This is a genomic window from Anaeromyxobacter sp. (assembly GCA_016718565.1).
In the GTDB taxonomy this organism is placed as follows: domain Bacteria; phylum Myxococcota; class Myxococcia; order Myxococcales; family Anaeromyxobacteraceae; genus JADKCZ01.
The window spans coordinates 644,213-666,652 of the sequence record JADKCZ010000001.1 but is presented as its reverse complement, the minus strand read 5'-3'; the positions used below and the strand labels follow the sequence as shown (position 1 = coordinate 666,652).

The following is a 22,440-nucleotide window of genomic DNA, read 5'->3' as shown; positions in this document are numbered from 1 at the left end:
ACATGGTGGTGGACCTGATGGGCGGCGCCGACCGGGCGCGGGCGCGAGCCTTCGTCGAGGCGCAGGGCCTGCGCTTCGAGGAGCCGCTCGACGACCTCATGGGCGCCTTCGAGGACGGGGCGCTGGTGGCCACCGGCGCGCGGACCGGCGACGTGCTGAAGCTCATCGCCCTCGATCCGGCCCACCAGGGGGCCGGCCTGCTGGGCGAGGTGGTGGGCGCGCTGGTGACGCGCGGCCTGGCCGCCGGCCACCAGGGGCTCTTCGTCTTCACCAGGCCGGAGCACGCCCAGAGCTTCGAGGCCCTCACCTTCTCGCTGCTGGCCAGCCACGCCACGGTGGCGCTGCTGGAGTACGGGCGGCGCTTCGAGGCCTGGCTGGCGGCCTGCGGCCCGCTGCGGCGCCCGCCCGCGCCGGGCGGCGCCGGCGCGGTGGTGATGAACTGCAACCCCTTCACCCTGGGCCACCAGTGGCTGGTGGAGCAGGCGGCGGCGCGGGTGGAGACGCTCTACCTCTTCGTGGTCCGGGAGGATCGCTCGGCCTTCCCGTTCGAGGTGCGCGACCGGCTGGTGCGGGCCGGGACCCGCCACCTGCCGAACGTGGTGGTGCTCGACACCTCCCGCTACGCGGTGAGCGCGCTCACCTTCCCCTCCTACTTCCTCGCCAAGGGCGCGCCGGTGGAGGCCATCCAGCTGGAGCTGGACCTGGCCCTCTTCGGGCAGCGCGTCGCCCCGGCCTTCGGGGTGACCCGCCGCTTCTTCGGCAGCGAGCCCACCTGCCCGACCACACGCGCCTACAACGGCGCCATGCTGCGCCTGCTGCCGGTCTACGGGGTCGAGCCGGTCGAGCTGCCGCGGCTGGAGGCGGGCGGCGGCCCCATCAGCGCCTCCACCGTCCGGGCGGCGCTGCTGCGCGGCGACGACGCGGCGCTGAAGGTCCTCGTACCCGGGACCACCCTGGCCTATCTTCGGTCGCCCGAGGGGCGCGCCCTGGCGGCGCGGCTCGGGCACACGCAGGGGAGCACGGGATGAACATCACGAAGAAGGCGCAGGCCGGCACCATGCAGTCGAGCGACCTGATGGTGGCGCTCGAGCCGGCCGAGGCGCTCACGGTGGAGATCGAGTCCACCGTCAAGAAGCAGTTCGAGCACCTCATCCGCCAGGTGGCGGACGGGGTGCTGGCCGCCCACGGCGTCACCGCCGGGCGGGTCCGCATCACCGACCGCGGGGCGCTCGACTACGCCATCCAGGCGCGGCTCGAGACGGCGCTGCGTCGCGCCTCGGAGGGGTAGGGCGATGGACGGCTACTGGTTCAAGCAGGTGGAGCAGGGGCGGCGCTTCGTCCTCAAGATCAAGCCGGGCGAGCCGCTGCAGCAGCGGCTGCTGGAGTTCGCCCGGGCCGTCGAGCTGCGCCACGCGGTGGTGGTCTCGGCGGTGGGGTCCATCCAGGACCTGGAGTTCCGCGGCATCAAGGCCGGCGCCCGGCTGCCCATGACCCCGGCGCGCATGCACCTGCACCTGGTGGAGGGGCCGCTCGAGCTCCTGGGGCTGACCGGAAACATCCTGCCGGACGAGCAGGGCCAGCTCGACTGCCACCTGCACGTCATGGCGGCCCGCTCCTCCGGCGACGTGCTGGGCGGGCACCTCTTCTCGGCGCGCGTCTTCGCCACCTGCGAGGTGGTGCTCTCCGAGCTCAACGCCGAGGGGCTGGAGCGCCACCTGTCGCGCACCGGCGGCGTGCCCACCGTCTTCATCGAGGAGGGCTGACCATGGGCTCCCTGCACCACCGCGAGGCCTCGCTGGGCCACCTGAAGCGGGACCCGGCCGTCGCGGGCGCCTCCCGGCTGCGCCGCTCGCTCCTCTACGTGCCGGGCAACATGCCCAGCATGCTGCAGAACATCCCCATCTTCGCCGCCGACGCGGTCATCATCGACCTCGAGGACGCCGTGCCGCTCGGCGAGAAGGACGCGGCCCGCCGCCTGGTGCGGCGCTTCCTGGAGACCTACCTCGACCGGCGCCAGGAGGTGCTGGTGCGCATCAACCCGCTCGACACCACCTGGGGCGCCCAGGACCTGGCCGAGGTGCTGCCGGCGCTGCCCGACGGCATCCGCCTGCCCAAGGCCGACACGCCCGAGATCGTGGAGCGGCTCGACACCCTGCTGACCGAGCACGAGGAGGCGCTGGGGCTGGAGGTGGGGCGCTTCCGGGTGCTGCCCTCCATCGAGAGCGCGCTCGGGGTCATCAACTGCATCGACATCGCCGCCACCTCGCCCCGCATCCTGGGGCTGGCCTTCGGAGCCGAGGACTACACCGCGTCGATGGAGATCGAGCGCTCCAAGGGCGGCGAGGAGCTCTTCAACGCCCGCTCCCGCGTGGTCTGGGCCGCCAAGGCGGCCGGGGTGCAGGCCATCGACAGCATCTTCGCCGACGTCAAGGACATGGACGGCTTCCGGCGCGAGACCGAGCTGGTCAAGGCGCTCGGCTACACCGGCAAGTCGCTGGTCAACCCGCGGCAGATCGAGGCGGTGCACGAGGTGTTCGCGCCCAAGGCCGAGGAGATCGAGTACGCCCTGGCGGTGGTCGACGCCATCCAGCGGGCCCGCCAGATGGGCACCGGCGTCATCTCGCTGGGGGGCAAGATGGTGGACGCGCCGGTGGTGAAGCGCGCCATGCGGGTGCTGCGCACGGCGCACGCCCAGGGGCTGGTGGACACGGCCCCGGACGAGGCGGTGCTGCATGGCTAGGAACGCGCTGGGCCGCGAGCTGCCGGCCACCTTCGACGGCAAGGTGGTGGTCCCCTACCGCGATCCGTGGTCGGTGCGGCCCACCGGCGACCGGGCCACCCGGGCGCTGAAGCGGGTGGACCCGGGCCAGTCGAAGGTCTGCCAGAACCTGCAGGAGGCCATCGAGCGCTGCGGCCTGCGAGACGGCATGACCATCGCCACGCACCACCACCTGCGCAACGGCGACTTCCTGCTCAACCACGTGGTCCGCATGATCGACCACATGGGGCTCAAGGACATCACCATCGCCTCGTCGTCGGTCCACCCGGTGCACGCCGAGCTGATCCCGCTCATCCGCGAGGGCGTCGTCGGCCGGCTGGAGTGCGGCGTCAACGGGCTCATCGGCGAGCTCTGCTCCAAGGGCGAGCTGCGCTGCCCCATCACGGTGCGCTCCCACGGCGGGCGGGTCCGCTCCATCGTCACCGGGCAGGTGCCCATCGACGTGGCCTTCATCGCCGCCCCCTGCTGCGACGAGTACGGCAACATGAGCGGGGCGCTCGGCCCCTCGGCCTTCGGCAGCCTGGGCTACGCCCACACCGACGCGGAGTACGCCCGCCACGTCATCGCCGTCACCGACAACCTGGTCCCCTTCCCCGCCACCCCCATCTCCATCGGCCAGGCCAGCGTGGACTGGGTGGTCAGGATGGAGCGGCTGGGCGATCCCAAGAAGATCGTCTCCACCACCACCCGCGTCACCACCGACCCGGTGGGCCTGCAGATCGCCCGCTACGCCACCCAGGTGATCGAGGCCTCCGGCTACCTGCGCGACGGCTTCGCCTTCCAGACCGGCTCGGGCGGCACCTCGCTGGCGGTGGCCGAGAACGTCCGCAACCTGATGCGGCGCCAGAAGATCAAGGGCAGCTTCGGCTGCGGCGGCATCACCGGCTACTTCGTCGACATGCTGGAGGAGGGGCTCTTCCAGGCGCTCTTCGACGTGCAGTGCTTCGACCTCAACGCCGTCGAGTCGATCCGGAGGAACCGCAACCACCTCGAGATCAGCGCCGACACCTACGCCAACCCCTTCAACTCGGGCGCCGTGGTCAACAAGCTCGACGTGGTGATCCTGGGGGCCACCGAGGTGGACGTGGACTTCAACGTCAACGCCAACACCGAGTCCAACGGCTACCTGCTGCACAACACCGGCGGCCACAGCGACACCGCCGCCGGGGCCAAGCTGGCCATCATCGTGGCCCCCTCCATGCGCGGGCGGCTCCCCATCGTGCGCGACGCCGTCACCACCATCACCACCCCGGGCGCCACGGTGGGCGCGGTGGTCACCGAGCGCGGCATCGCGGTGAACGACCGCTACCCCGAGCTGAAGGCCGAGCTCCTGCGCCGCCAGGCGCCGGTCAAGGACATCCGCCAGCTGCAGCGCGAGATCCAGGCGGTCACCGGGGCGCCCCGCCCGCTCGAGTTCGAGGACGAGGTGGTGGCGCTCATCGAGTACCGCGACGGCACCATCATCGACGCGGTCCGGCGGGTGAGGGGCTGACCGTGGCGGGCCAGGCGGGCCCCGGCGCGGCGCTGCTGGCGGCCCGCGACGCGCGGCAGGCGCTGCTGGCGGCGCACCGCCCTCCCGCCGGGGAGGTGCTGGTGGCGGTGGCGCTCAACGTCCCCGGGCCGGAGAAGGAGCCGCCGGGCGCGCTCGAGCTGCAGGCCTGGGCCCTGGCCCAGCTGGCGGGCGCCCTGCCCGGCGCGCGGCCGGTCCACTCCGGCGGCGACGCGCTCGGCCCCTTCGCCCTGCTGGCCGTGCCGGGCCAGGCCGCGGCGGTGAAGCGGGCCTGCCTCGACGTGGAGGAGCGGCGCCCGGCGGCGCGGCTGGTGGACCTGGACGTGTACGACCCCGCCGGGCGGCAGCTGGACCGGGCCGCCCTCGGCCTGGCGCCGCGCGCCTGCCTGCTGTGCCCCGCCCCGGCCGTGGAGTGCATCCGGCTGGGGCGCCACCCGCTGCCGGAGGTGCTCGACCGTGTCCGAGGCCTGCTCGGCGAGGCCTGATCCGGCCGCCGGGCTGGCGCGGCTGGCCGGCGCGCTCGAGTGGGGCCTGCGCCACGAGCTCTGGCTCACGCCCAAGCCCGGCCTGGTGGACCGCCGCGACGCCGGGTCCCACCCGGACCTGACCTTCGAGCTGATGGAGCGCTCGGTGACGCTGGTGGGCGGCTACCTGCGCGCGGTGGCGGCCTCGCTGGCGGGCGGCGAGCCGCTCGACGCGCAGGTGGCGCTCGGGCGGGCGGCCGAGGCGCGCATGCTGGCCGCCATGGGCGCCAACACCCACCGCGGCGCCATCTTCCTGGGCGGACTCACCCTGGTGGCGCGCCACCGCGCCGGGCCCAGCCAGCCCGCCCGGCCAGGCGAGCCGGGCGGGGCGCCGGGGACCGAGGAGGCGGCCCTGCGCGCCGCCATGGGCGAGGCGGCCCGCGCCCTCCAGCAGGAGCACCGGGCGCCGCGGAGCCACGGCGAGGCGGCCAGGCGCGCCTTCGGCGTGGGGGGCGTGCTCGGCGAGGCGCGGGCCGGGCTCCCCTCGGTCTTCACGGCGGCGCTGCCGGCCTGGCGCGCCGCCCGGGCGCGCGGCCGCGACCAGGAGACCGCCGCCTTCGCGGCGCTGGCGGCCCTCATGCTGGTGGTGGAGGACACCACCGCGCTCCACCGCGGCGGCGCGGCCGGCCTGGCGCGGCTGCGCCGCGACGGCCGGGAGCTCTCGCGCCGCCTCGAGGCCGGCCAGGACCACCTGGTCTTCCTGGCCGAGGCCAACGTGGCCTGGCGGGCCGCGCGGCTCACCATGGGCGGGGTGGCGGACCTCCTGGGCGTGGCGCTGGGGTTGCTGGTGGAGACCGGGGAGCTTGGGGCGCACCCCACCCGGACGCGTGCCCCCGATCCCGGCCGGCGCTAGGAAGGGGCGGTCCTCCAGGAGAACAGCCCATGCCCACCGTGAAGTCCTACGCCGCCCTCGCCGCCGGTTCCCCCCTCGTGCCCCACGACCTCTCGCGCCGCGAGCCGGGGGCGCGCGACGTGGTGCTGGACGTCCTCTTCTGCGGCGTCTGCCACTCCGACATCCACCAGGCCCGGGACGAGTGGGGCAACGGCACCTTCCCCATGGTGCCGGGCCACGAGATCGTCGGCCGGGTCACCCGGGTGGGCGCCCAGGTGACCGGCTTCAGGCCGGGCGACCTGGCCGGGGTGGGCTGCCTGGTGGACTCCTGCCGCACCTGCCCGAGCTGCCAGCGGGACCTGGAGCAGTTCTGCCAGCAGGGCGCGGCCTGGTCCTACAACTCCACCGAGATGGACCGGAAGACGCCCACCTACGGGGGCTACTCCAGGTCCTACGTCTGCGACGAGGCCTTCACCCTCAAGATCTCGCCGGCGCTCGACCTCGCCGGCGCCGCGCCGCTGCTCTGCGCCGGCATCACCACCTGGTCGCCGCTGCGCCACTGGAAGGTCGGGAAGGGCACCCGCGTCGGCGTGGTGGGGCTCGGCGGCCTCGGCCACATGGCGGTCAAGCTCGGCGCCGCGCTGGGCGCCGAGGTGACCATGCTCTCCACCTCCAAGGCCAAGGAGGCCGACGCCCGCCGCCTCGGCGCCCACGAGTTCGGCCTCACCTCCGACCGGTCCACCTTCAAGCGGCTGGCCGGGCGCTTCGACGTCATCATCGACACCATCTCGGCGCCGCACGACTACAACGCCTACCTCGGCATGGTGGCGGTGGACGGCGCCATGGTGCTGCTGGGCGTGCCGCCCGCGCCCACCCCGGTGCACGCCTTCTCGCTCATCCCGGGGCGCAAGAGCCTGGCCGGGTCGCTGGTCGGCGGCATCCGGGAGACCCAGGAGATGCTCGACTTCTGCGCCGAGCGGAAGATCGTGGCCGACGTGGAGGTCATCCCGATGGCCGGGATCAACGAGGCCTACGAGCGGATGATGAAGGGCGACGTGCGGTACCGGTTCTCCATCGACCTGGCCACGCTGTAGGGGCGCCGGCCGGGTGGCGTGGCGCGGAGCGACGCCCGGCCGCACCCGCGGGCGTGACGCCGGGCGGCGCACCCCTTCGGAGGTGATCGGCTCGAGGGGCGGCGATCCGCTTGCGGCCTCCCATCCGCCACGTCATGACGAAGGTGATGTGGACCTGGCTCGCCGGCTACGCGGTGATGACCGCCCTGCTCCTCGGGTGGCGGGTGCTCCTGGTCACCGGCGGCCGGTCGCGGGCCCGGGTGACCCGCAAGGCCGGGGCCGCCACGCTGCGGCCGCCGCGCGGGCGCAACTTCATGTTCGCCGGCCTGGCGCTGGCGCCGACCCTGGTGCTGCTGGGGGTGCTCTTCAAGATCGGGCGGGGTCGGGGCGAGGGTGACCTCGGCCTGGCGCTGGCCTTCACGCTGCTGGCCTTCGGCGGCTGGCTGGTGCTGTGGCTCATGGCCGCCGAGTTCCGCCAGCACCTCACGGTGGACGCCGCCACCATCGAGCGGGTCTTCGTGATCACCACGCTCAAGGTGAAGTGGTCGGAGGTGGAGCGGATCACCTGGAACCCGGCCTCGCACTGGTTCTTCATCGTGGCCGCCGGCGCCTGGCTCTGGGTGCCGGTGGAGTTCGACGGCATCGCCGACTTCGCCGAGCTGGCGCTGGGCAGCCTGCCGCCGGCCGTGCTGCAGCAGTCGCACGAGGTGCGCCACGAGCTGGAGGCGCTGGCCCGCATCCCGGCCCCGCCGCCCTCGCCTCGGGGCTGAGCGCGGCGGCGACCACCCCTCCCCGAGCCGGAGCCCCCCCTGGACCTGCCCCTGCGCCACCTCGCCCTCGCCGCCCTGCTCCTCGCCGCCTGGCCCGCCGCCGCGCACGTGCGGCTGGTGACGCCGGCCTCCCGCTATGGCGACGAGATGAAGTTCGGCCCCTGCGGGCGCCTCGGCGGGGCCCGCACCCTCACGCCGACCACCTTCGCTCCCGGCCAGGTGATCACGGTCACCTTCGACGAGTTCATCAACCACCCGGGGTTCTACCGCATCGCCTTCGACCCCGCGGGCCATGACGACCTGGCCCCGCCCAGCTACGACGCCGCCAGCCTGGCCTGGACCAGCCCGGCCGGCGTCCAGGTCCTGGCCGATCGGATCCCCGACGCCGCGGTCGGCCTGACCCACGGCGAGGTGGTGGTCACGCTGCCCGAGGTCGAGTGCGACGGCTGCACGCTCCAGCTCATCCAGGTGATGACCGACAAGCCGCCCTTCGACGGGGGCGACGACCTCTACTACCAGTGCGCCGACCTGGTGCTCGCCCGCACCCCCGGCGTCGACCCTCCGCCAGCGCCGGTGGCGCCCGAGCCAGCCGGAGGGTGTGCCAGCGGCGGCGGCGGCGGGGTCCTGGCCCTCCTGGGCCTCCTGGCCCTGGTCGGGGCGCACCAGGCGCGCAGGCGCGACGCCCAGCCGAGGGTCGGGTAGGTCCCGCCAGGGAGGACCGTCTCCCCTCCCCTCTCGCGCCTCGCCTGGAGCGCCTCGCCGGAGGCCGTGGTGAGGCCCTCCAGCCGCCGGCCACCTTCCGACCCTCGGAGCGGGGGCCAGGCCCGGGGTCGGGGGCCGCCCTCGACCGCCCCAGCGCCACGGACTACCCTCCGGCCGCCCCTTCGAGAGGAACGCTCCATGCGCCGTCCCGCCGTCCTGGTCCTCGCCGCCGTCCTCCTGGCCGCCCTGGGGGTCACGCTCTGGCTGGTCCGCGAGCTTCGCACCGCCGCCGACTCCAGCGACGTGGCGCTCGTCCCGCCCTCGCAGCGGCAGGCCCCGCCCGCCCTCGCGCCGGAGGGCGCCGCCGACCACCTGCCCAGCCGGGCCACCGCCACCCCGGGCGCCCCAGGGCGCGTCGAGGGCCTGGTGGCCGACCCGGCCGGCGTGCCGCTGGCCGGCGTCCGCGTGGCGCTCTCGTCGCGCGCCGACGGCGCGCTGGGGCTGCCCCCGGTGGAGGTCCGCTCCGGGTTCGACGGGCGCTACGCCTTCGACGGCGTCGAGCCCGGCCGCGCCGTGCTGCTGGCGGCGCAGGACGGCGTGGCGCTCGGCACCTCCCGCGCCGTGCAGGTGGCGGCGGGACGGCCTGCCCAGGTCGACCTGGCGCTGTCCGCGCCGGGCACGCTCTCGGGCCGCGTCTCCGACGCCAGCGGTCCCACCGTGGTGGTGGTGGTCCCGCTGCACGCCGGCCCCGGCGCCGGGCAGGTGGCGCGCGCCCCGGTGGCCCCCGATGGCGCCTACTCGCTCGCGCTGCCCGCCGGGCAGTACCGCGTGCACGCCGCCCCCGCCAGCTCCCCGCGGCTCGACCTGCGGGTGGCCCCGGCCTTCGCCGCGGTGGCGGCCGCCCGCATCACGCGGCTCGACCTGGTGGCCAGCCCGGCCACGGCCGAGGCGGGCGTGGCGGTGAAGGTGCTGGAGCCGGGGGGCGCGCCGTCCGGGGGCGCGGCGGTCACCGTCTCGCGCGCCGGCGAGGCGCGGGTGGCCTTCGCCGCCAGCACCGGCGAGGACGGCGTGCTGGTGCTGGCCAGCCAGATGGGCATGGCCGGGCAGCCGGTCACGCTGGCGGCGCGCAACGGCGGCCGCACCGGCACCTTCACCGGCTCCCTGCCGGCCAGCGGCGAGGTGGTGGTGCCGCTCGCCCCGGGGGGCGCGGTGGAGGGCCGGCTCAGCGGCGGCGGGCCGGTGGGCGCCTTCACCCTCACCGTCTCCACCGAGCCCTCGCCGGGCGGCTGGCGCATCGTCGAGGCGCAGCGCCTGGTCGGCGACCGCTTCGATCTGGGCGACCTCCCGCCCGAGGTGGTCCGCCTCGCGGTCCGCACCGAGGACGGCCGCGCCGGCCAGCTGGAGGTGCGGCTCTCGCCCGGCCAGGTGGCCCAGGCCACCGTGGTGCTGCGCCCGGTGGCTCCCACCCAGGCCCCGCCAGCCCGCTGACGGCCCGGCCCGGCCCGGTTAGGGGAAGGCGTCATGTCCCTCCCAGTCTTCGGCAAGGCCCACGAGGCCCAGGCCACCTCGCAGGGCTTCACCTGGTTCGTCTACGGCTCCTCGCTCGACCGCGCCGCGTTCGCCGAGTGGGCCAGCTCCCACGGCTACGCCGTGCCGCCCTTCACCGGGGCGGTGCCGGCCCGCCTGGCAGGCTACCGCCTGGCCTTCGACGTGGTGTCGCGCCACTGGGGCGGGGCGGTGGCCAGCCTGGCCGAGGCGCCGGGCGACTGGGTGGAGGGGCTGGCGGTGCCGCTGGCGGGCGCGGCGCGCGGCCTGGTGGAGCACAAGGAGGGGGCCGTGTCGGGCCTCTACACCGGGTTCCAGGTGTCGCTCACCCCGGTGGCCGGGGGCGCGGCGCTGCCGGCGGAGGCCTTCCGCGCCGCCGAGGGCCGCCGCCTGCCCGCCGAGGCGCCGCCGTCGGCCGCCTACCTGGACGTGATGCTCAGGGGCGCCCGGGCCAGCGGCCTCTCAGCCGAGTGGGTGGCGCGGCTGGTCCGGCTCTCGCCCCCGACCTAGCGCCCACACCGGTCGGGGCTGGCGGCCGGCCCGACCCATCGGCATCATCGCCGCGTGAGCCGGGCGCCGCGCCGACCAACCCATCCCACGCCGGCGGCGGCCCCGGTCCTCCTGGCCCTGGCGCTCGTCCTCTCGGCCCTGCCCGGCCCCGTGGCCGCCCAGGCGCCGCTGGCGCCGGCCCCCGGACCGCCCAGCGCCGTGCCCGAGCCCGAGCCGACGCCGGTGCCCGCCCCCCGCCCCGTCAGCGACGACGAGGAGGACGACCCGTCGCTCTACCAGGGCTGGGCCACTCCCGCCGAGGCGGAGCCGCCGCCGGCCCGCCAGCCCATCACCCTGCTTCTCGACCTGGGCGCGTACTACTCCAGCGCCGGCCTCTACCTGCCCCTCGGCGGCGCCGCTCCGCCTGCCGAGGGCGAGCGCGGCGAGGTGGAGATCTACGCCTCGCTCCTCTCGCGGGCGCTGGTGCCGCGCGTGCTGGTGCTGGAGGCCAGCGTCAACCCGGCGCCCTGCCTGGGCCTGCTGGCCCGCCGCTGGGACGCGGGGTACCAGGCGGCCCAGGTGAACGGCGACTTCAACCTGCTGCGGGCCCTCACCGCCGGCTTCGAGGAGCCCTTCGCCCTGTCGCTCTTCCTGGGCAACGTGGCCGACTTCTCGGTGAAGGGGCGCGGCGACGTGCGCGGCCGCGGCTACCTCGGCCTGGTGGCCTCGGGCGGCCTGGGCCACATCAAGGACAACCGGCTGGTCGACGACCAGTGGCTCGAGCTGGAGGTGAAGCTCAAGGGCGACCGGAGCTCCGAGGTGAAGCAGCTCTCCTGGAGCTTCCGGGCCGGCGTGAAGCTGCACTCCAACCAGCTGGTCACCGACCTGGCCTTCTTCGGGGTGCGGCGCAGCCGGGTGGACTACCAGGCGGAGTCGCTGCTGGTCGCCAACTCGGGCCTGGAGTACCGCTTCGACCTGGGGCTCGACGGCACGCCGCTGCGCCACTTCCTCCTGGTGGACAAGAAGTGGCCGCTCGGCAGCGGCCGGCTGGCGCTGGTCTTCGGCGTGGGCGTCCTGTGGGAGTCGGGCGCCGCCTACACCGGGGCGCTGGCCGAGCGGCGCGGCGAGGCCCTCCAGCTCCTCCTCCGCCCCAACCTGGTCTTCTAGCCTGGCCCGCCGCCGCGCCCGCCAGGGGGCGCTCAGGGGGCCAGCGCCGCCGCGATCCCCGGCAGCCGCTCGACCGCGCTGCCCTGGGCGAAGAAGCCGCGGCGGCTGCGCCAGGCCAGCTCGGCGAACGGGTTCTCCTCCGGGTTCACGTCCACCAGGGCGGCGCCGCGCCGCCAGCAGAGCTCGCCGATCTGCATGGGCAGGTTGGTGGCGCCGCTGGTGCCCACCACCAGGAGCAGGTCGGCCGCGCCGGCGGCGCGCAGCGCCGACTGCATCGAGTAGTTCTCCTCGTCGTAGCACTCGTCGAACCAGAGCACGTGCGGCCTGAGCCAGCCGCCGCAGCGCGGGCAGGTCAGGCGCGCCCGGTCGGCGAGGGAGAGCGGCGCGGTGGCGTCGCGCGGCCCCAGGTCCGGCTGGTCGAGGCGGGGCTGGCCGCACTCGCCGGCGCAGCGCACCCAGGCCGCGTCGCCGTGGATGGTGAAGACCCGCCGGGAGCCGGCGCGCCGGTGCAGCCCGTCGATGTTCTGGGTCACCAGCGTGAAGCGGTCCCCCAGCGCCGCCTCCAGCGCCACCAGCGCCCGGTGGCCGGCGTTGGGCTGGGCCTCGCGGCACAGGCCGAAGCGGTGGAGGTACCAGCGCCACACCTCGTCCGGCCGCCGGTCGAACATCTCCCGGGTCGCCATCTCCTGCGGCATGTAGTTCCGCGAGCCGACCACCCAGTAGCCCTCGCTGCCGCGGAAGGTGGGGATGCCGCTCTCGGCCGAGATGCCCGCCCCGGTGAGCGCCAGCACCCGGCCGCGCGCCGCCCGCACCTCGCCGAGGAGCTCCGCCAGCTTCGGTTCCATGGCGCGAGTATGGCCGGTCCCGGGGCCGGCGCTACCCCTGCAGGTCGCCGCGGGAGGCGGGCCGGCGGCGCCCCGTCACGGCGGCCAGCAGCGCCGTCAGCCCCAGCCCGGCGCACATGGCCAGGGCCGGGCGGAGCATCACGGTGTACTGCGGCCACTTGGTGGGCCAGACGAGCAGGAAGACCAGCCCCACCGCCGCCCAGGCCACCAGCACCGGGCGGCGCGCCAGGGCCGCCGGCGCGGAGAGGACCGCCGCCACCAGGATGAGCCGGTCCTGGAAGGCCAGCGGGAAGACCCCCGGGTGCCACTCGGCCGGCTTGGCCTGCGTCAGCCAGGCGAGCGGCTGCCACCAGGGCAGGCCGGCCTTCCGCACGTGGTCGTTCACCGCGTAGCCGAAGTGGTAGGTCACCGAGTTCCAGAGCCGGTCCACCGGGTGGACCCACAGGTACGGGTCGGCCGCCACGAAGACCGCCAGCCCGACCAGCGCGTAGGCCAGCCGCAGCCCGGGCCGCGCGCGGGTGTGGTGCACCAGGAACGGCAGGATGGTGAGCCCCGCCACCAGGCCGAAGGGGTACTTGGAGGCGGTGGCCAGGGCCAGCATCGCCGCCGAGAGCAGGAGCGGCAGCGGCGCCGGCGCCGCCACCCTGGGGAGCAGGCCGCTCGGCTCGCGGCCGCGCAGCGAGCGCTCGAAGAGGAGCACCGCCAGCAGGGCGAAGAGCCCGGCCAGGCCCTCCAGGTAGGCCTGCGCGGTGAACTTGGCGTGGTAGGTGTCGAAGGCCAGCCAGAGGCCGCCCGGCACCGACACCAGCGCGGTCAGCCCGACCTGCAGCACCCCGGCCACCGCCGAGAGCGTCCGGGTGACGAGGTAGGCGGGCCGCGCCTCCGGCGGCATGGGCTTGCCGACCTCCACCCGCTGCCAGTCGGGCTCGGGCGCGCCGCTCAGGCGCAGCACCACGCCGTACAGCACCTTCACCAGCGGCGGATGCTCGGGGTTCTGCAGCACCTCCGTCAGCTCGCCCCACCGCCCGGGCTCCAGCCGCTCGGCGTAGCGGTGGCCCAGCCGGATGTAGTCGTACTCGTCGAAGTCGGGAGGGAGGTCGCGCACCGCCCCGGCGCGGATCCAGGCCGCCGCGGCCATGACCAGCAGCACGGCCAGCAGGGCGGCGCCGGGGCGCGAGGGGCGAGGTGCGTTCATGCGGGCGGCCCTTCCACCGTCCGCCAGGCCCGGGCGGGTGATGCGGGATCCGGGGCGGCGGCCATACCCGCACGCCTAGCGCGATCCGCGCGCCAGGGCCAGCTTCCGGCCGGCGCCGAGGGTCCCCGGCGGGCCCGGACGACCCCAGGCCGGCTGGCACGCGGTCGCCGCCCCGGTTACCCTCCCGGCATGTCGAGCGCCGTCACCGAGGGGATCCGCGTCGAGGTGAAGAGCGACTACCGGGCCGACCGGTCGGAGCCGCAGCGGCGGCGCTGGCTCTTCACCTACACCGTCACCATCTCCAACCAGGGGGACGCGCCGGCGCAGCTCCAGACGCGCCACTGGATCATCCTGGACGGCAACGGCCACCGCGAGGACGTGCAGGGCGACGGCGTGGTGGGGCACCAGCCGCGGCTCGAGCCCGGGCAGGCGTTCGAGTACACCAGCTTCTGCGTGCTGCAGACCAGCCACGGCTCGATGCGCGGCAGCTACCAGATGGTGCGCGACGACGGCGCCCGGTTCGACGCGGAGATCGCGCCCTTCCCGCTGGTGGTGCCCGGGCTGGTCAACTGACCGCGGCGCCCGGCGGGCGGCGCGGCGGCCGCCTCACCAGTACTTCTCCACGTGGACCTGGCCGGGCACGGTCTTCTCGTGCAGCCGGAACCCCTCGCCCCCCAGGATGGCCTGCATCCCCTCGGTCATGGCCGGGCTGCCGCACAGGAAGACGTGGGTGTCGGCGGCGGTGGGCTTGAAGCCCCAGGCCTTCTCCAGCGCGCCGCCGGTCCAGAGCGACTGCACGTGGCCGGTGGCGCCCGCCCAGGGCGTCGGCTCCTCGGACGGCCGGCTCACGATGGGCAGGAAGGCGAACTCCGGGATGAGCCGCTGCATGGTGCGCAGCTCGGCCGAGTAGCCGATGTCCCAGCTGTGGCGGGCGCCCACCAGCACCGCCACCCGCCGCGTGCCGCCGGCCTGCAGCCGGGTCCGCAGCATCGACATGTACGGCGCCAGGCCGGTGCCGGTGGCCACCAGCACCAGGTGCTGGTCCTCCGGCACCTCGGCCAGGGTGAAGAGGCCGGTGAACCTGGGTCCGACCCAGAGCCGTGCGCCGGGCTGGAGGGCGAAGAGGCGCGGGGTCAGCTCGCCGGAGCGGACCAGCGTGACGAAGAGCTCGAGGTGGTGGCCGGGCAGCGAGGGCGAGGCGATGGAGTAGGCGCGGCGGATCAGCTTGTCCGGGTCGATGCCCGGGGCCGGTGGATCGGCCGGGTCGGAGAGCGGCGTGCGGGGCGCGCTGGCCGGCAGCCCCACCACCGCGAACTGGCCGGGCTCGAAGGCCGGCAGGTCCCACTGGTCCGGGGCGACGCGCAGCACCATGAGGCCCGAGGCCACGTCGATGCGCTGGCTGACGATGGCGTTGAGTGCTGGCTGGGCCACGGGCTTCCTCCTGGCAGGCGGTACCCCAGTCTGACCGCCGCGCTGCGTCGTCGGCCACGGTCCCGGAGAGGGCGGATCGTCACGCCGCGAGGGCGCGCCGGCGCCGTGGCACGTCGTCGCACCGTCCGGATCCGGCGGGATCCGGTGCCTGGGGGCCACGCCACCGGCCAGGGACGGGACGGCACGCCGGGCGCCGCGCAGCGTCACCTCGTCGGCGCGAACGGGGTTTCCGAAGCCCGCTCGCCCGCTCAGCCCCTGGAGAGCTCGTCGAGCAGCTCCGCCTCGGAGACCAGCTTCTTCCGGAGCAGCAGCCGGAGGAGCGCAGCCGCCAGGCGAGCCGGCCTGACGGGCGAGGCGGGGTCCTCGACGCCGGCCGCCAGGTGCTCCAGGGCGTCCAGGATGGCCACGTCCTTCGCCGAGAGCTCGCGGATGGGCACCCGCCCCTCCACCATCTCCTCCTCGGCGAGGGACTCGAGGGTGAGCGCCTCGCCCTCCTCGAGCGGCGTCGGCGTCAGCTCCTCCACCGGCTCCCCGGGCGAGAAGCCACCCCGCGGGATGGCGCCGAGGAGCGCATCGCGGGCGGCGTCGAGCGCCGCCTGGGCGGGGCGCACGCCGGCGGGTGGGACCGGGGAGGGCTGGAGGAGCGGCGCGGCGGGCTCCGGCGACGGGGCCGGGGCGGCGGGCTGCGCCGGGCGCGGGGCGGCCGGAGCGGCGCCCGGCACCACCTGGTGGAGGCCGGAGGGCGCAGGCGACGCGACGCGCGGCGCGGCGGGGGCGCCGGGCACCGTGGCGTGCTGGCCGGACGGCGCGGGGCGTGGCGCCGCGGCCGCCGGGGCGCCCGGCACCACCGGGTGGAGGCCGGAGGGCGCAGGCGGCGCGACGCGCGGCGCGGCAGGGGCGCCGGGCACCGTGGCGTGCAGGCCGGACGGCGCGGCGGGGGCGCCGCCAGGTGGCCGCGCCACGGGGACGGCGGTGGTGGGAGGGCGGCCGACCACGGGCGGCACGGCGCCGGGCGGCTGGGGCGCCGCGGCGCGGGCCGGCGCCACCGCGGGGGCGGCCGAGGGCACCGCCGGCGAGGGCGGGCGGACCGCCTGGCGCGGCGCCGCCGGCGCCGCGGAGGCGACCGGCGGCGGCGGCACGGGGCGCGCCGAGGCCCGGTGCGCCGGCTCGAGCATGGCCCGCATGTCCTCGGTGGAGCCGCCCTCGAAGGGCTCGGTCAGCGCCAGCCCCTCCCCGGTGTTCTCCAGGTCGAGCGCGATGGACGCGGGCGCCTTGTCGTCGGCGCCGTAGTGGAAGCGGATGGCCTCGGCGATCTCCCGATCGCCCCCGATGGCCACCTTGATGCGCCGCCCGGTGCGGAAGCGCAGCTCGTCGGTGACCGAGAGGTTGGTCGGGTCGGACATCGCCACGGTGAGGGTGGCCGTGTCGGCCGCCATGGGGAAGCAGTTGGTGCGCTGCGCCAGCTCGAGCGGCACCAGCTTGAGCGCCTGCGCCAGCGCGTAGGCCTCCAGGTCGGCGAGCCGCGCCACCTCGAAGCCCGACTTGCGGGCCAGCGTCTCCACCAGCACGGCCTCGGAGATCATCTTCAGGTCCAGCAGGGCCTGGCCCAGCCGGCCACCCCAGCGCCGCTGGTGGCCGAGCGCGCTCTGCAGCATGGCGTCGTCGATGACGCCGGCCTCGATCAGGAGCTCGCCGATGCGCTTCTTGGGGGACATGCCCTGCGGACGATACTGCCGGCCACCAGCCCGGTCGAGTCGCCGGCCGCCGGCCCCACCCGCCGGGGGGGGCCGGGGCTCGATATCGGCGCCCGCCGACCCACACCCTGGGTCCAGATACGGACGGAGCGTCTCCGCCGGCGGCGCGCCGGCCCGCCGCGGACGCTCAGAGGCCGGCCCCCCCGCCGCGCCCCCCCGCCCCGCCCCCCCCCCCCCCCCCCCCCCCCCCCCGGCCCCCCCCCCCCGCGGGGGGGCGCCACCCCGGCCGCGCCCCCCCCCCCCCCCCCCCGCCCCCGCCCCGGGGGGGTTTCTCCCCCCCCCCTCGCTCCGCCTCGGCCCGGGTGGCGATGGCCAGGCGGGTCAGCCCGAGCGTGCGCGCCAGGTTCATCACCCCCACCACCTTGCCGTGCGCCACGCCCTCGTCGGCCTGCACCAGCAGCACCGTGTCGGCGCTGCGGGCGTGCGCCTCGGTCAGCAGGGCGCGCAGCTCGGCCTCGTCCACCACCTTGCCGCCGCTCACCACGCGGCCGTCCGCCAGGATGGCCACCGACAGGTCGCGCGGCGCGCCGGCGTCGCCCTTGCCGGTGCGCGGCAGCGAGACCTTGAAGCCCCCCTTCTCCACCGCCTGCTCGGCGATGGCGGTGGTGGTCACCATGAAGATGATGAGCAGCACCAGGAAGATGTCGGTGAGCGGCGTGATGTTGATGTCGGCGAAGAGGCCGCCCTCGCCGTCCGCCTCCTCGCCGCTCGGCCCGCCCAGCGCCACGCTCAGCCCTCCCCGGCGCTGCTGCGGCCGGCCGGCGGCGCGGCGCGCAGGGTGGGCAGGAGCTCCTTGACCAGCTCCAGGTACTCCTCGGTGAGGAGGCGGAGCTGCAGGGTGAGCCGCTGGGTCCAGGTGTTGAGCGCGTTGAAGAGCACCACCGCCAGCACCGCCACCGCGATGCCGGCCGCGGTGGTGATGAGCGCCTCGGAGATGCCGGCCGCCACCACCGCGAAGCCACCCTGCCCGGTGGCCGCCATCTGCTGGAAGGCGGCCATGATGCCCACCACGGTGCCGAACAGGCCGACGAAGGGGGCGGTGGCGCCGATGGTGGCCAGCACCCACAGCCCGCGGCGCAGCCGGAGCACGGTGCGCTGCCGCTCCCGCTCCACCGCCGCCGCCAGCTTCTCGTAGCCCGGCTCCGGCGCGGGCCGGCCGGCCAGCGGGGTGGCGCGCGGCGCCAGCGCCACCAGCGCCGCCAGGAAGACGTCGGCCGCCGCCGAGGGGGAGCGCTCGCACTGGGCGCGGGCGTCGTCCAGATCGCCGCGGAAGAGGGCCCGGCCGACCGCGTCGGCCAGGGCGCGGGCCCGGTCGCCGAAGGCCCACAGGGCGAAGGCCCGCTCGATGGCGGCGGCCACCGCCAGCACCGAGCAGGCGGCGATGACCCAGAGCGAGACGCTGGTCTTGAGCAGGCTGGCGAGGTTCTGGTCCACGGTGGCTCCGGGCGCGGGGCGTGATCCTTCAGGGGGCGGTGGCGTCGAGGTCCACGACGCGCGCGCCGTCGGGCGGGGCGAGGCGGAAGAGGGCGGGGTCGAGGGGCGCGTTCACCTCCAGCGACTTCCAGCGCAGGGTCAGGGCGGTGCGCTGCAGCGGGGCGCGGGCCGCCAGCTGGGTCGGCAGGGCGGCCCCGCCGAGGGGCCGGTGGCCGGTGAGGTCGAGCTCCAGCGACACCGCGCCCAGGCGGCTCAGGCGCGCCCGCAGCACCGCCGCGCCGGCGCCCACGTCGAGCCGCTGGGCCTCGTCGCCGCGCTTGAGCGTCAGCCGCAGCGCCCCGTCCACCGGCGAGGCGTCCAGCGGGAGGCCGTCCAGGACGGGCGCCGACCCGCACAGCACGGTCACCAGGTCGGCCGGCGGCAGCGCCACCGGCACCAGGCGCGCCACGTTGGCGGCGCTGGCGGCGCCCCGGTAGAGGACCCGCTCGCGGGCGTCGTAGAGGAAGAGCTCGGGGCCGTCCACGGCCAGCACCGAGAGGACGTTGCCGAAGAAGTCGTGGCTCTCGACGCGCAGCCGCCCCGGCTTCTCGGCCGCCAGGAACTGGTCCACCCCGCCGCTGCCCTGCGGCCCCTCCACCACCACGCGGGCCTCGCCCTGCACCGTCTGGACGCGCGCCTGGGCGGCGCGCACCTCCGCCAGCAGCGCCGCCGGGTCGAGCGGCAGCTCCGGCGGCGGCGGGCGCAGCCGGGGCAGGCAGGCGGAGAGGAGGAGCAGCCCGAGCGCCAGGGCGGCGGCCCCGGGCGGGCGCCGGGCCGGGGTGGCGGCGCGGCCGGGTCGCGCCGGACGCCGGCCCTGGCTCACGCCTTCCCCAGCGCCTGGGTCAGGTCGGCGAGCAGGTCGTCGCGGTCCTCCAGCCCCACCGACAGCCTGAGCAGCCCGCGGTCGATGCCCTGCGCGGCCAGCTCGGCCGGCGTGGCGTTGCGGTGGGAGGAGATGACCGGGATCGACGCCAGGCTCTCCACGCCGCCCAGCGAGGAGGCGCGCGCCACGATGCGGAGCGCGTCGTGCACCCGGGCGCAGGCCTGGTAGCCGCCCTTCACCGAGAGCGAGAGGACGCCGCCGCCGCCGCGCAGCAGGCGGCGCGCCAGGGCGTGGTCCGGGTGGGAGGCCAGGAAGGGGTAGTGCACCCGCTCCACCGCGGGGTGGCGCTCCAGCGCCTCGGCCAGGGAGAGGGCGGTGGCGTTCTGCCGCTCCACCCGCACCTCCAGGGTCTTCATGCCGCGGATGAGGTCGTAGGCCACCGCCGGATCCATGTTCCCGCCGGCCGTCCGGCGCACCTCGAAGACCGGCGCCAGCACCCGCCTATTCCCCGCCACCACGCCGGCCAGGTGGTCGCAGTGGCCGTTCAGGTACTTGGTGGCGCTGTGCAGCACCAGGTCCACGCCGAGCAGCGCCGGCCGCAGGTTGATGGGGGTGGCGAAGGTGGCGTCGAGCAGCGAGAGGATGCCGCGCGCCCGGCAGGCGGCCGCCACCGCCCCCACGTCCACCACCCGCATGGTCGGGTTGGTGGGGGTCTCGAAGAGCAGCACCTTCACGTTGGAGGGGGCGGTGCGGGCCGCCTCGGCCAGCTCGGAGAGCGGGGCCTCCAGCACCTGGACGCCGAAGCGCGCGAGCAGGGTGCGGGCCAGGCGGGTGGTCTGGCCGTAGATGGTGTCGGCCACCAGCAGGGCGTCACCGGCCGAGAGGTGGCCCACCAGCGCCGCGTGGATGGCGGCCATGCCGGAGGCGAAGCAGCAGGCCAGCTCGGTCCCCTCCAGCAGCGCCACCTTCCGCTCGGCGGCCAGGACGGTGGGGTTCTCCAGCCGCGAGTAGAGCCACTTCCCCTCCGGCGCGTCGAGGTAGGCGGCGGCGTCCGCGGCCGTGTCGAAGCGGTAGGTGGTGGTCTGGTAGACCGGGGTGTTGACGGAGGGGACGCACAGCACCTGGTCCTCGCCGCCGTGCACCGCCAGGGTGCCCAGCTTGTCGCTCGCCATGTGGATCGCTCCGGCGACCGGCCCGTGGGCGCCGGCGCGTCAGGGGCTTAGAACAGGCTGGCCCGCTTGTCGAGGAGCGCCCGGGCGCGCCGCTGCGCCAGCAGGAGCTCCGGCGCGCGGTCCGGATCGGCCTGCGGCACGCCGGCCAGCACCTCGGCGAGCAGCCGGTCGAAGGCCGCCCCGTCCTGCAGCAGCACCGTCAGCGTGGCGGCCTCCGCCACGCGGCGCCAGGGCTCGTCGCCGAAGCGCGCCGCGGCCCGCTCGAAGTGGGCGCGCGCCCCGGCCGCCCCGCCGCCCGCCGCCACCGGGAGCATGGCCTGCCAGGCGCCCAGGGCGCGCAGCGGCCCGCCGCGCTCCACCTGCTCGTCGAGCGCGGCGGCGCGGGCCATGAGCGCCAGCGCGTGGTCCTTCACCGCCAGCACGGCGGCGTGGCCGGTGGCCTGCGCCACCCCCATGCGGCCGAGCGCCAGCCAGTAGAGCGGCTCGGCGCCGGCCGGCCCGATCAGGCCGACCGCCTCGGCGGGTGCGGTCCCGGAGCGGAGGGCCTCGGCGAAGGCCGGGGCGGCCAGGGCCAGGGCGCGCTCGGCGGCGCGCGAGGAGGCCTCGTGGGCCTCGCGGGCCTCGGCGGGAGCGGCGGCGGCCAGGGCCCGGAAGCCCTCGGCGCGGGCCAGGCGGAGCTCGAGGGTGGCGTCCGCCGGGCGCGCCGCGGCCGCCCGGCGGTAGGCGGCCAGCCCGGCGGCCAGCTGCGCGGGCTCGGCGCGACCCGGCCAGGCGGCGTCGCCCTCCGCCAGCGCGACGGCGGCGGGATCCGGCGCCTGCGGAGGGGTCCGCCCGGCGCCCGGCGGGGCGCAGGCGGCCAGCGCGAGCGCCGCGGCCAGGAGCAGGACCGCGCCGCGCCAGGCCCCCCGGGAGGGGAGCGCGCTGGTCGCCGGGTGGGTCCGGGACACGGCTACTTCTTCTTCCCGCCGGCCTTCTTCGTGGTGGGCCGGCTGGCCCTGGGCGGCGCCTTGGCCGGCTTCTTCGGCGGCGGCTTCCTGGTGGCCGCGGCCGGCCTGGCCGGCGCCTGGCGAGCGGCGACCTTGGCCGGTCGCGGGGGCGCCTTGGCCGGCGACCCCTTCTTCGGCGGGGCGGATGGCTTCGGCGGGGCGGCCTTCTGCGCGGCCGGCCTGGCGGGGGGGACCTTGGCCGCGGTCGGCGCCGGCCTGGCGGGCGGCGCCGGGGGCCTCGGCGGCACGGCCGGGCGGGCCTGGGGCGGCGGGACCAGCCGGAGGGCGGAGGCCTGGCCCGGCGCCTTGGGGGGCGCGGGCGGCGGGGGCGCCGCCAGGGGACGGGCCGGCTGCATGGGGCGGGGCGGGACCACCGGGCGCGGCGGCTGGGCGCGCGACAGGCGGGCCAGCCGGGCCTCCTCCTCCTCCAGCGTGGTCACCAGCGGCGGCTGGCCAGCGCGCTGCCGCGCCTCGTCCTCGGCCGAGTAGTAGAGCTGGAAGGTGGCCAGGCCACGCGTCACCAGCTCGCCGCGCTGGTTCTCGGCCCACACCTCGATGTCGATGCCGTAGGCGCCGCCCGGCTCGAAGCGCCGGTCGGAGACCCGGCCGCGCACCGTCAGCACGTCGTTGGGCCAGACGATCTTGACGAAGCGGCTCTGGAAGCGGCGCAGCCGCGCGCCCCGCACCCAGTCGGTGGCCAGCTCGCCCAGGAAGCCCATGCCCAGCATCCCGGGCGCGAAGGCGCTGGGGAAGCCGGCGGTCCTGGCGTGCGGCTCGTCGATGTAGAGCGGGTTCCAGTCCTGCGCCGCCCCGACGTAGCGCGCGACCTGCAGCCGGTCCACCGGCGGCTTCACCAGCGGCGGCAGCTCGTCGCCGACCTTGACCGCCTCGAAGTAGAGCTGGCGTGCCGTGATGGTCATCTGATCGTTACCCCCGCCGCAGGATGAAGGTGGCGCGCGCCTTGAAGACCAGTCCGCCCTTCTCGTCCCGGCCCTCGTCCTCGATCACCAGGACGTCCATGGGCCCGCTGGCCCCGGCGCGCTCCTGCACGTCCGCCACCCGGCTCTTCACGGTGAGGCGGTCGCCCGCCACGATGGGGCGCAGGTACTCGAAGGACTGGTCGCCGTGCAGCATGGAGCGGGTGCCCAGGTCGAGCGAGTGGCGGAAGCGATCGTTCCACCCGAGCGTCACCGCGAAGGTGGGCGGGGCCACCAGGCTGGCGTGGCCCGCGGCGCGGGCCGCCGCCTCGTCGAGCGCCAGCGGGTTGGGGTCGCCGAGGGCCTCGGCGAAGCGCCGGATGGCCCCCTTCTCCACCTCCACCACGGCGGGCTCGCTCTCGCGGCCGATGAGCGTCTTGTCGAGCATGTGGT

General features: G+C 76.3%; 25 protein-coding genes. 14 read left to right on the top strand and 11 right to left on the bottom strand.

The window, feature by feature from the left end; translation table 11 throughout:
• The first annotated feature begins 2 nt into the window (after nt 1–2).
• The 13 genes from IPO09_02920 (at nt 3) to IPO09_02860 (ending at nt 11,391) form a co-directional block, all read left to right on the top strand.
• Complete coding sequence (locus IPO09_02920) at nt 3–1,028, top strand: citrate lyase ligase (protein ID MBK9516304.1); 1,026 nt, start codon at nt 3–5, stop codon at nt 1,026–1,028.
• Nucleotides 1,025–1,288 carry a citrate lyase acyl carrier protein gene (gene citD, locus IPO09_02915; protein MBK9516303.1) on the top strand — a complete coding sequence of 88 codons (264 nt, stop codon included), beginning with the start codon at nt 1,025–1,027 and terminating at the stop codon, nt 1,286–1,288. Before IPO09_02920 ends, citD begins: the two co-directional genes overlap by 4 nt.
• A 4-nt stretch (nt 1,289–1,292) precedes the next feature.
• The gene (locus IPO09_02910; GenBank protein MBK9516302.1) at nt 1,293–1,763 is read left to right on the top strand and encodes a DNA-binding protein; all 471 of its coding nucleotides are present in this window, start codon (nt 1,293–1,295) and stop codon (nt 1,761–1,763) included.
• 2 nt (nt 1,764–1,765) lie between these two features.
• Nucleotides 1,766–2,740, top strand: a complete 975-nt coding sequence (locus IPO09_02905; GenBank protein ID MBK9516301.1) for an HpcH/HpaI aldolase/citrate lyase family protein — start codon at nt 1,766–1,768, stop codon at nt 2,738–2,740.
• Nucleotides 2,733–4,271: a citrate lyase subunit alpha gene (citF, locus tag IPO09_02900; protein MBK9516300.1), complete on the top strand. Its 1,539-nt coding sequence runs from the start codon at nt 2,733–2,735 to the stop codon at nt 4,269–4,271. Before IPO09_02905 ends, citF begins: the two co-directional genes overlap by 8 nt.
• A gap of 2 nt (nt 4,272–4,273) precedes the next feature.
• The gene (locus IPO09_02895; protein MBK9516299.1) at nt 4,274–4,774 is read left to right on the top strand and encodes a citrate lyase holo-[acyl-carrier protein] synthase; all 501 of its coding nucleotides are present in this window, start codon (nt 4,274–4,276) and stop codon (nt 4,772–4,774) included.
• 13 nt (nt 4,775–4,787) lie between these two features.
• A complete protein-coding gene (locus IPO09_02890) occupies nt 4,788–5,666 on the top strand; it encodes a triphosphoribosyl-dephospho-CoA synthase (protein ID MBK9516298.1) in 879 nt (292 codons plus the stop codon).
• 29 nt (nt 5,667–5,695) lie between these two features.
• Nucleotides 5,696–6,739 (top strand): NAD(P)-dependent alcohol dehydrogenase, encoded by a 1,044-nt coding sequence (locus IPO09_02885; protein ID MBK9516297.1) that lies wholly within the window; start codon nt 5,696–5,698, stop codon nt 6,737–6,739.
• A 134-nt stretch (nt 6,740–6,873) separates the two neighbouring features.
• Entirely contained in the window at nt 6,874–7,488 is a 615-nt protein-coding gene (locus tag IPO09_02880; GenBank protein MBK9516296.1) for a hypothetical protein, read from the top strand.
• Nucleotides 7,489–7,605: 117 nt separating this feature from the next.
• Nucleotides 7,606–8,190: a lytic polysaccharide monooxygenase gene (locus IPO09_02875; protein MBK9516295.1), complete on the top strand. Its 585-nt coding sequence runs from the start codon at nt 7,606–7,608 to the stop codon at nt 8,188–8,190.
• 198 nt (nt 8,191–8,388) lie between these two features.
• Nucleotides 8,389–9,678: a carboxypeptidase regulatory-like domain-containing protein gene (locus IPO09_02870; GenBank protein ID MBK9516294.1), complete on the top strand. Its 1,290-nt coding sequence runs from the start codon at nt 8,389–8,391 to the stop codon at nt 9,676–9,678.
• A 33-nt stretch (nt 9,679–9,711) separates the two neighbouring features.
• On the top strand, nt 9,712–10,245 hold the full coding sequence (locus tag IPO09_02865) for a gamma-glutamylcyclotransferase (GenBank protein MBK9516293.1): 534 nt from the start codon (nt 9,712–9,714) through the stop codon (nt 10,243–10,245).
• Nucleotides 10,246–10,299: 54 nt separating this feature from the next.
• The gene (locus IPO09_02860) at nt 10,300–11,391 is read left to right on the top strand and encodes a hypothetical protein (protein ID MBK9516292.1); all 1,092 of its coding nucleotides are present in this window, start codon (nt 10,300–10,302) and stop codon (nt 11,389–11,391) included.
• 32 nt (nt 11,392–11,423) lie between these two features.
• Here the strand turns inward: IPO09_02860 and IPO09_02855 are convergent, their stop codons facing one another.
• Entirely contained in the window at nt 11,424–12,236 is an 813-nt protein-coding gene (locus IPO09_02855) for an RNA polymerase subunit sigma (protein MBK9516291.1), read from the bottom strand.
• 31 nt (nt 12,237–12,267) lie between these two features.
• On the bottom strand, nt 12,268–13,431 hold the full coding sequence (locus IPO09_02850) for a hypothetical protein (protein MBK9516290.1): 1,164 nt from the start codon (nt 13,429–13,431) through the stop codon (nt 12,268–12,270).
• Between the two features lie 189 nt (nt 13,432–13,620).
• On the opposite strand from IPO09_02850, the gene apaG reads away from it, so the two are divergent.
• A complete protein-coding gene (gene apaG, locus IPO09_02845) occupies nt 13,621–14,004 on the top strand; it encodes a Co2+/Mg2+ efflux protein ApaG (GenBank protein MBK9516289.1) in 384 nt (127 codons plus the stop codon).
• Nucleotides 14,005–14,037: 33 nt separating this feature from the next.
• Here the strand turns inward: apaG and IPO09_02840 are convergent, their stop codons facing one another.
• The 9 genes from IPO09_02840 to IPO09_02800 form a co-directional block, all read right to left on the bottom strand.
• A complete protein-coding gene (locus tag IPO09_02840; protein MBK9516288.1) occupies nt 14,038–14,862 on the bottom strand; it encodes a ferredoxin--NADP reductase in 825 nt (274 codons plus the stop codon).
• Between the two features lie 248 nt (nt 14,863–15,110).
• A complete protein-coding gene (locus IPO09_02835) occupies nt 15,111–16,517 on the bottom strand; it encodes a general secretion pathway protein GspE (protein MBK9516287.1) in 1,407 nt (468 codons plus the stop codon).
• Nucleotides 16,518–16,743: 226 nt separating this feature from the next.
• On the bottom strand, nt 16,744–17,343 hold the full coding sequence (locus IPO09_02830) for a biopolymer transporter ExbD (GenBank protein MBK9516286.1): 600 nt from the start codon (nt 17,341–17,343) through the stop codon (nt 16,744–16,746).
• A gap of 2 nt (nt 17,344–17,345) precedes the next feature.
• The gene (locus IPO09_02825) at nt 17,346–18,050 is read right to left on the bottom strand and encodes a MotA/TolQ/ExbB proton channel family protein (GenBank protein MBK9516285.1); all 705 of its coding nucleotides are present in this window, start codon (nt 18,048–18,050) and stop codon (nt 17,346–17,348) included.
• A gap of 28 nt (nt 18,051–18,078) precedes the next feature.
• Nucleotides 18,079–18,912, bottom strand: a complete 834-nt coding sequence (locus IPO09_02820; protein MBK9516284.1) for a DUF4292 domain-containing protein — start codon at nt 18,910–18,912, stop codon at nt 18,079–18,081.
• A complete protein-coding gene (locus IPO09_02815; GenBank protein MBK9516283.1) occupies nt 18,909–20,084 on the bottom strand; it encodes an aminotransferase class I/II-fold pyridoxal phosphate-dependent enzyme in 1,176 nt (391 codons plus the stop codon). The genes IPO09_02820 and IPO09_02815 overlap by 4 nt, the downstream gene beginning before the upstream one ends.
• A 47-nt stretch (nt 20,085–20,131) precedes the next feature.
• Entirely contained in the window at nt 20,132–20,968 is an 837-nt protein-coding gene (locus IPO09_02810) for a hypothetical protein (protein ID MBK9516282.1), read from the bottom strand.
• A 65-nt stretch (nt 20,969–21,033) separates the two neighbouring features.
• A complete protein-coding gene (locus IPO09_02805; protein ID MBK9516281.1) occupies nt 21,034–21,990 on the bottom strand; it encodes a MaoC family dehydratase N-terminal domain-containing protein in 957 nt (318 codons plus the stop codon).
• Between the two features lie 7 nt (nt 21,991–21,997).
• A complete protein-coding gene (locus IPO09_02800) occupies nt 21,998–22,435 on the bottom strand; it encodes a MaoC family dehydratase N-terminal domain-containing protein (GenBank protein ID MBK9516280.1) in 438 nt (145 codons plus the stop codon).
• Nucleotides 22,436–22,440 lie beyond the last annotated feature (5 nt).

Coding starts and splice junctions, on each gene's coding strand:
- IPO09_02905 (MBK9516301.1), top strand. CDS start 1,766: ATGGGCTCCCTGCACCACCGCGAGGCCTCGCTGGGCCACCTGAAGCGG.
- IPO09_02865 (MBK9516293.1), top strand. CDS start 9,712: ATGTCCCTCCCAGTCTTCGGCAAGGCCCACGAGGCCCAGGCCACCTCG.
- IPO09_02800 (MBK9516280.1), bottom strand. CDS start 22,435: ATGCTCGACAAGACGCTCATCGGCCGCGAGAGCGAGCCCGCCGTGGTG.
- IPO09_02815 (MBK9516283.1), bottom strand. CDS start 20,084: ATGGCGAGCGACAAGCTGGGCACCCTGGCGGTGCACGGCGGCGAGGAC.
- IPO09_02920 (MBK9516304.1), top strand. CDS start 3: ATGGTGGTGGACCTGATGGGCGGCGCCGACCGGGCGCGGGCGCGAGCC.
- citF (MBK9516300.1), top strand. CDS start 2,733: ATGGCTAGGAACGCGCTGGGCCGCGAGCTGCCGGCCACCTTCGACGGC.
- IPO09_02855 (MBK9516291.1), bottom strand. CDS start 12,236: ATGGAACCGAAGCTGGCGGAGCTCCTCGGCGAGGTGCGGGCGGCGCGC.
- IPO09_02805 (MBK9516281.1), bottom strand. CDS start 21,990: ATGACCATCACGGCACGCCAGCTCTACTTCGAGGCGGTCAAGGTCGGC.
- apaG (MBK9516289.1), top strand. CDS start 13,621: ATGTCGAGCGCCGTCACCGAGGGGATCCGCGTCGAGGTGAAGAGCGAC.
- IPO09_02910 (MBK9516302.1), top strand. CDS start 1,293: ATGGACGGCTACTGGTTCAAGCAGGTGGAGCAGGGGCGGCGCTTCGTC.
- IPO09_02870 (MBK9516294.1), top strand. CDS start 8,389: ATGCGCCGTCCCGCCGTCCTGGTCCTCGCCGCCGTCCTCCTGGCCGCC.
- IPO09_02880 (MBK9516296.1), top strand. CDS start 6,874: ATGACGAAGGTGATGTGGACCTGGCTCGCCGGCTACGCGGTGATGACC.
- citD (MBK9516303.1), top strand. CDS start 1,025: ATGAACATCACGAAGAAGGCGCAGGCCGGCACCATGCAGTCGAGCGAC.
- IPO09_02835 (MBK9516287.1), bottom strand. CDS start 16,517: ATGCTGCAGAGCGCGCTCGGCCACCAGCGGCGCTGGGGTGGCCGGCTG.
- IPO09_02885 (MBK9516297.1), top strand. CDS start 5,696: ATGCCCACCGTGAAGTCCTACGCCGCCCTCGCCGCCGGTTCCCCCCTC.
- IPO09_02850 (MBK9516290.1), bottom strand. CDS start 13,431: ATGAACGCACCTCGCCCCTCGCGCCCCGGCGCCGCCCTGCTGGCCGTG.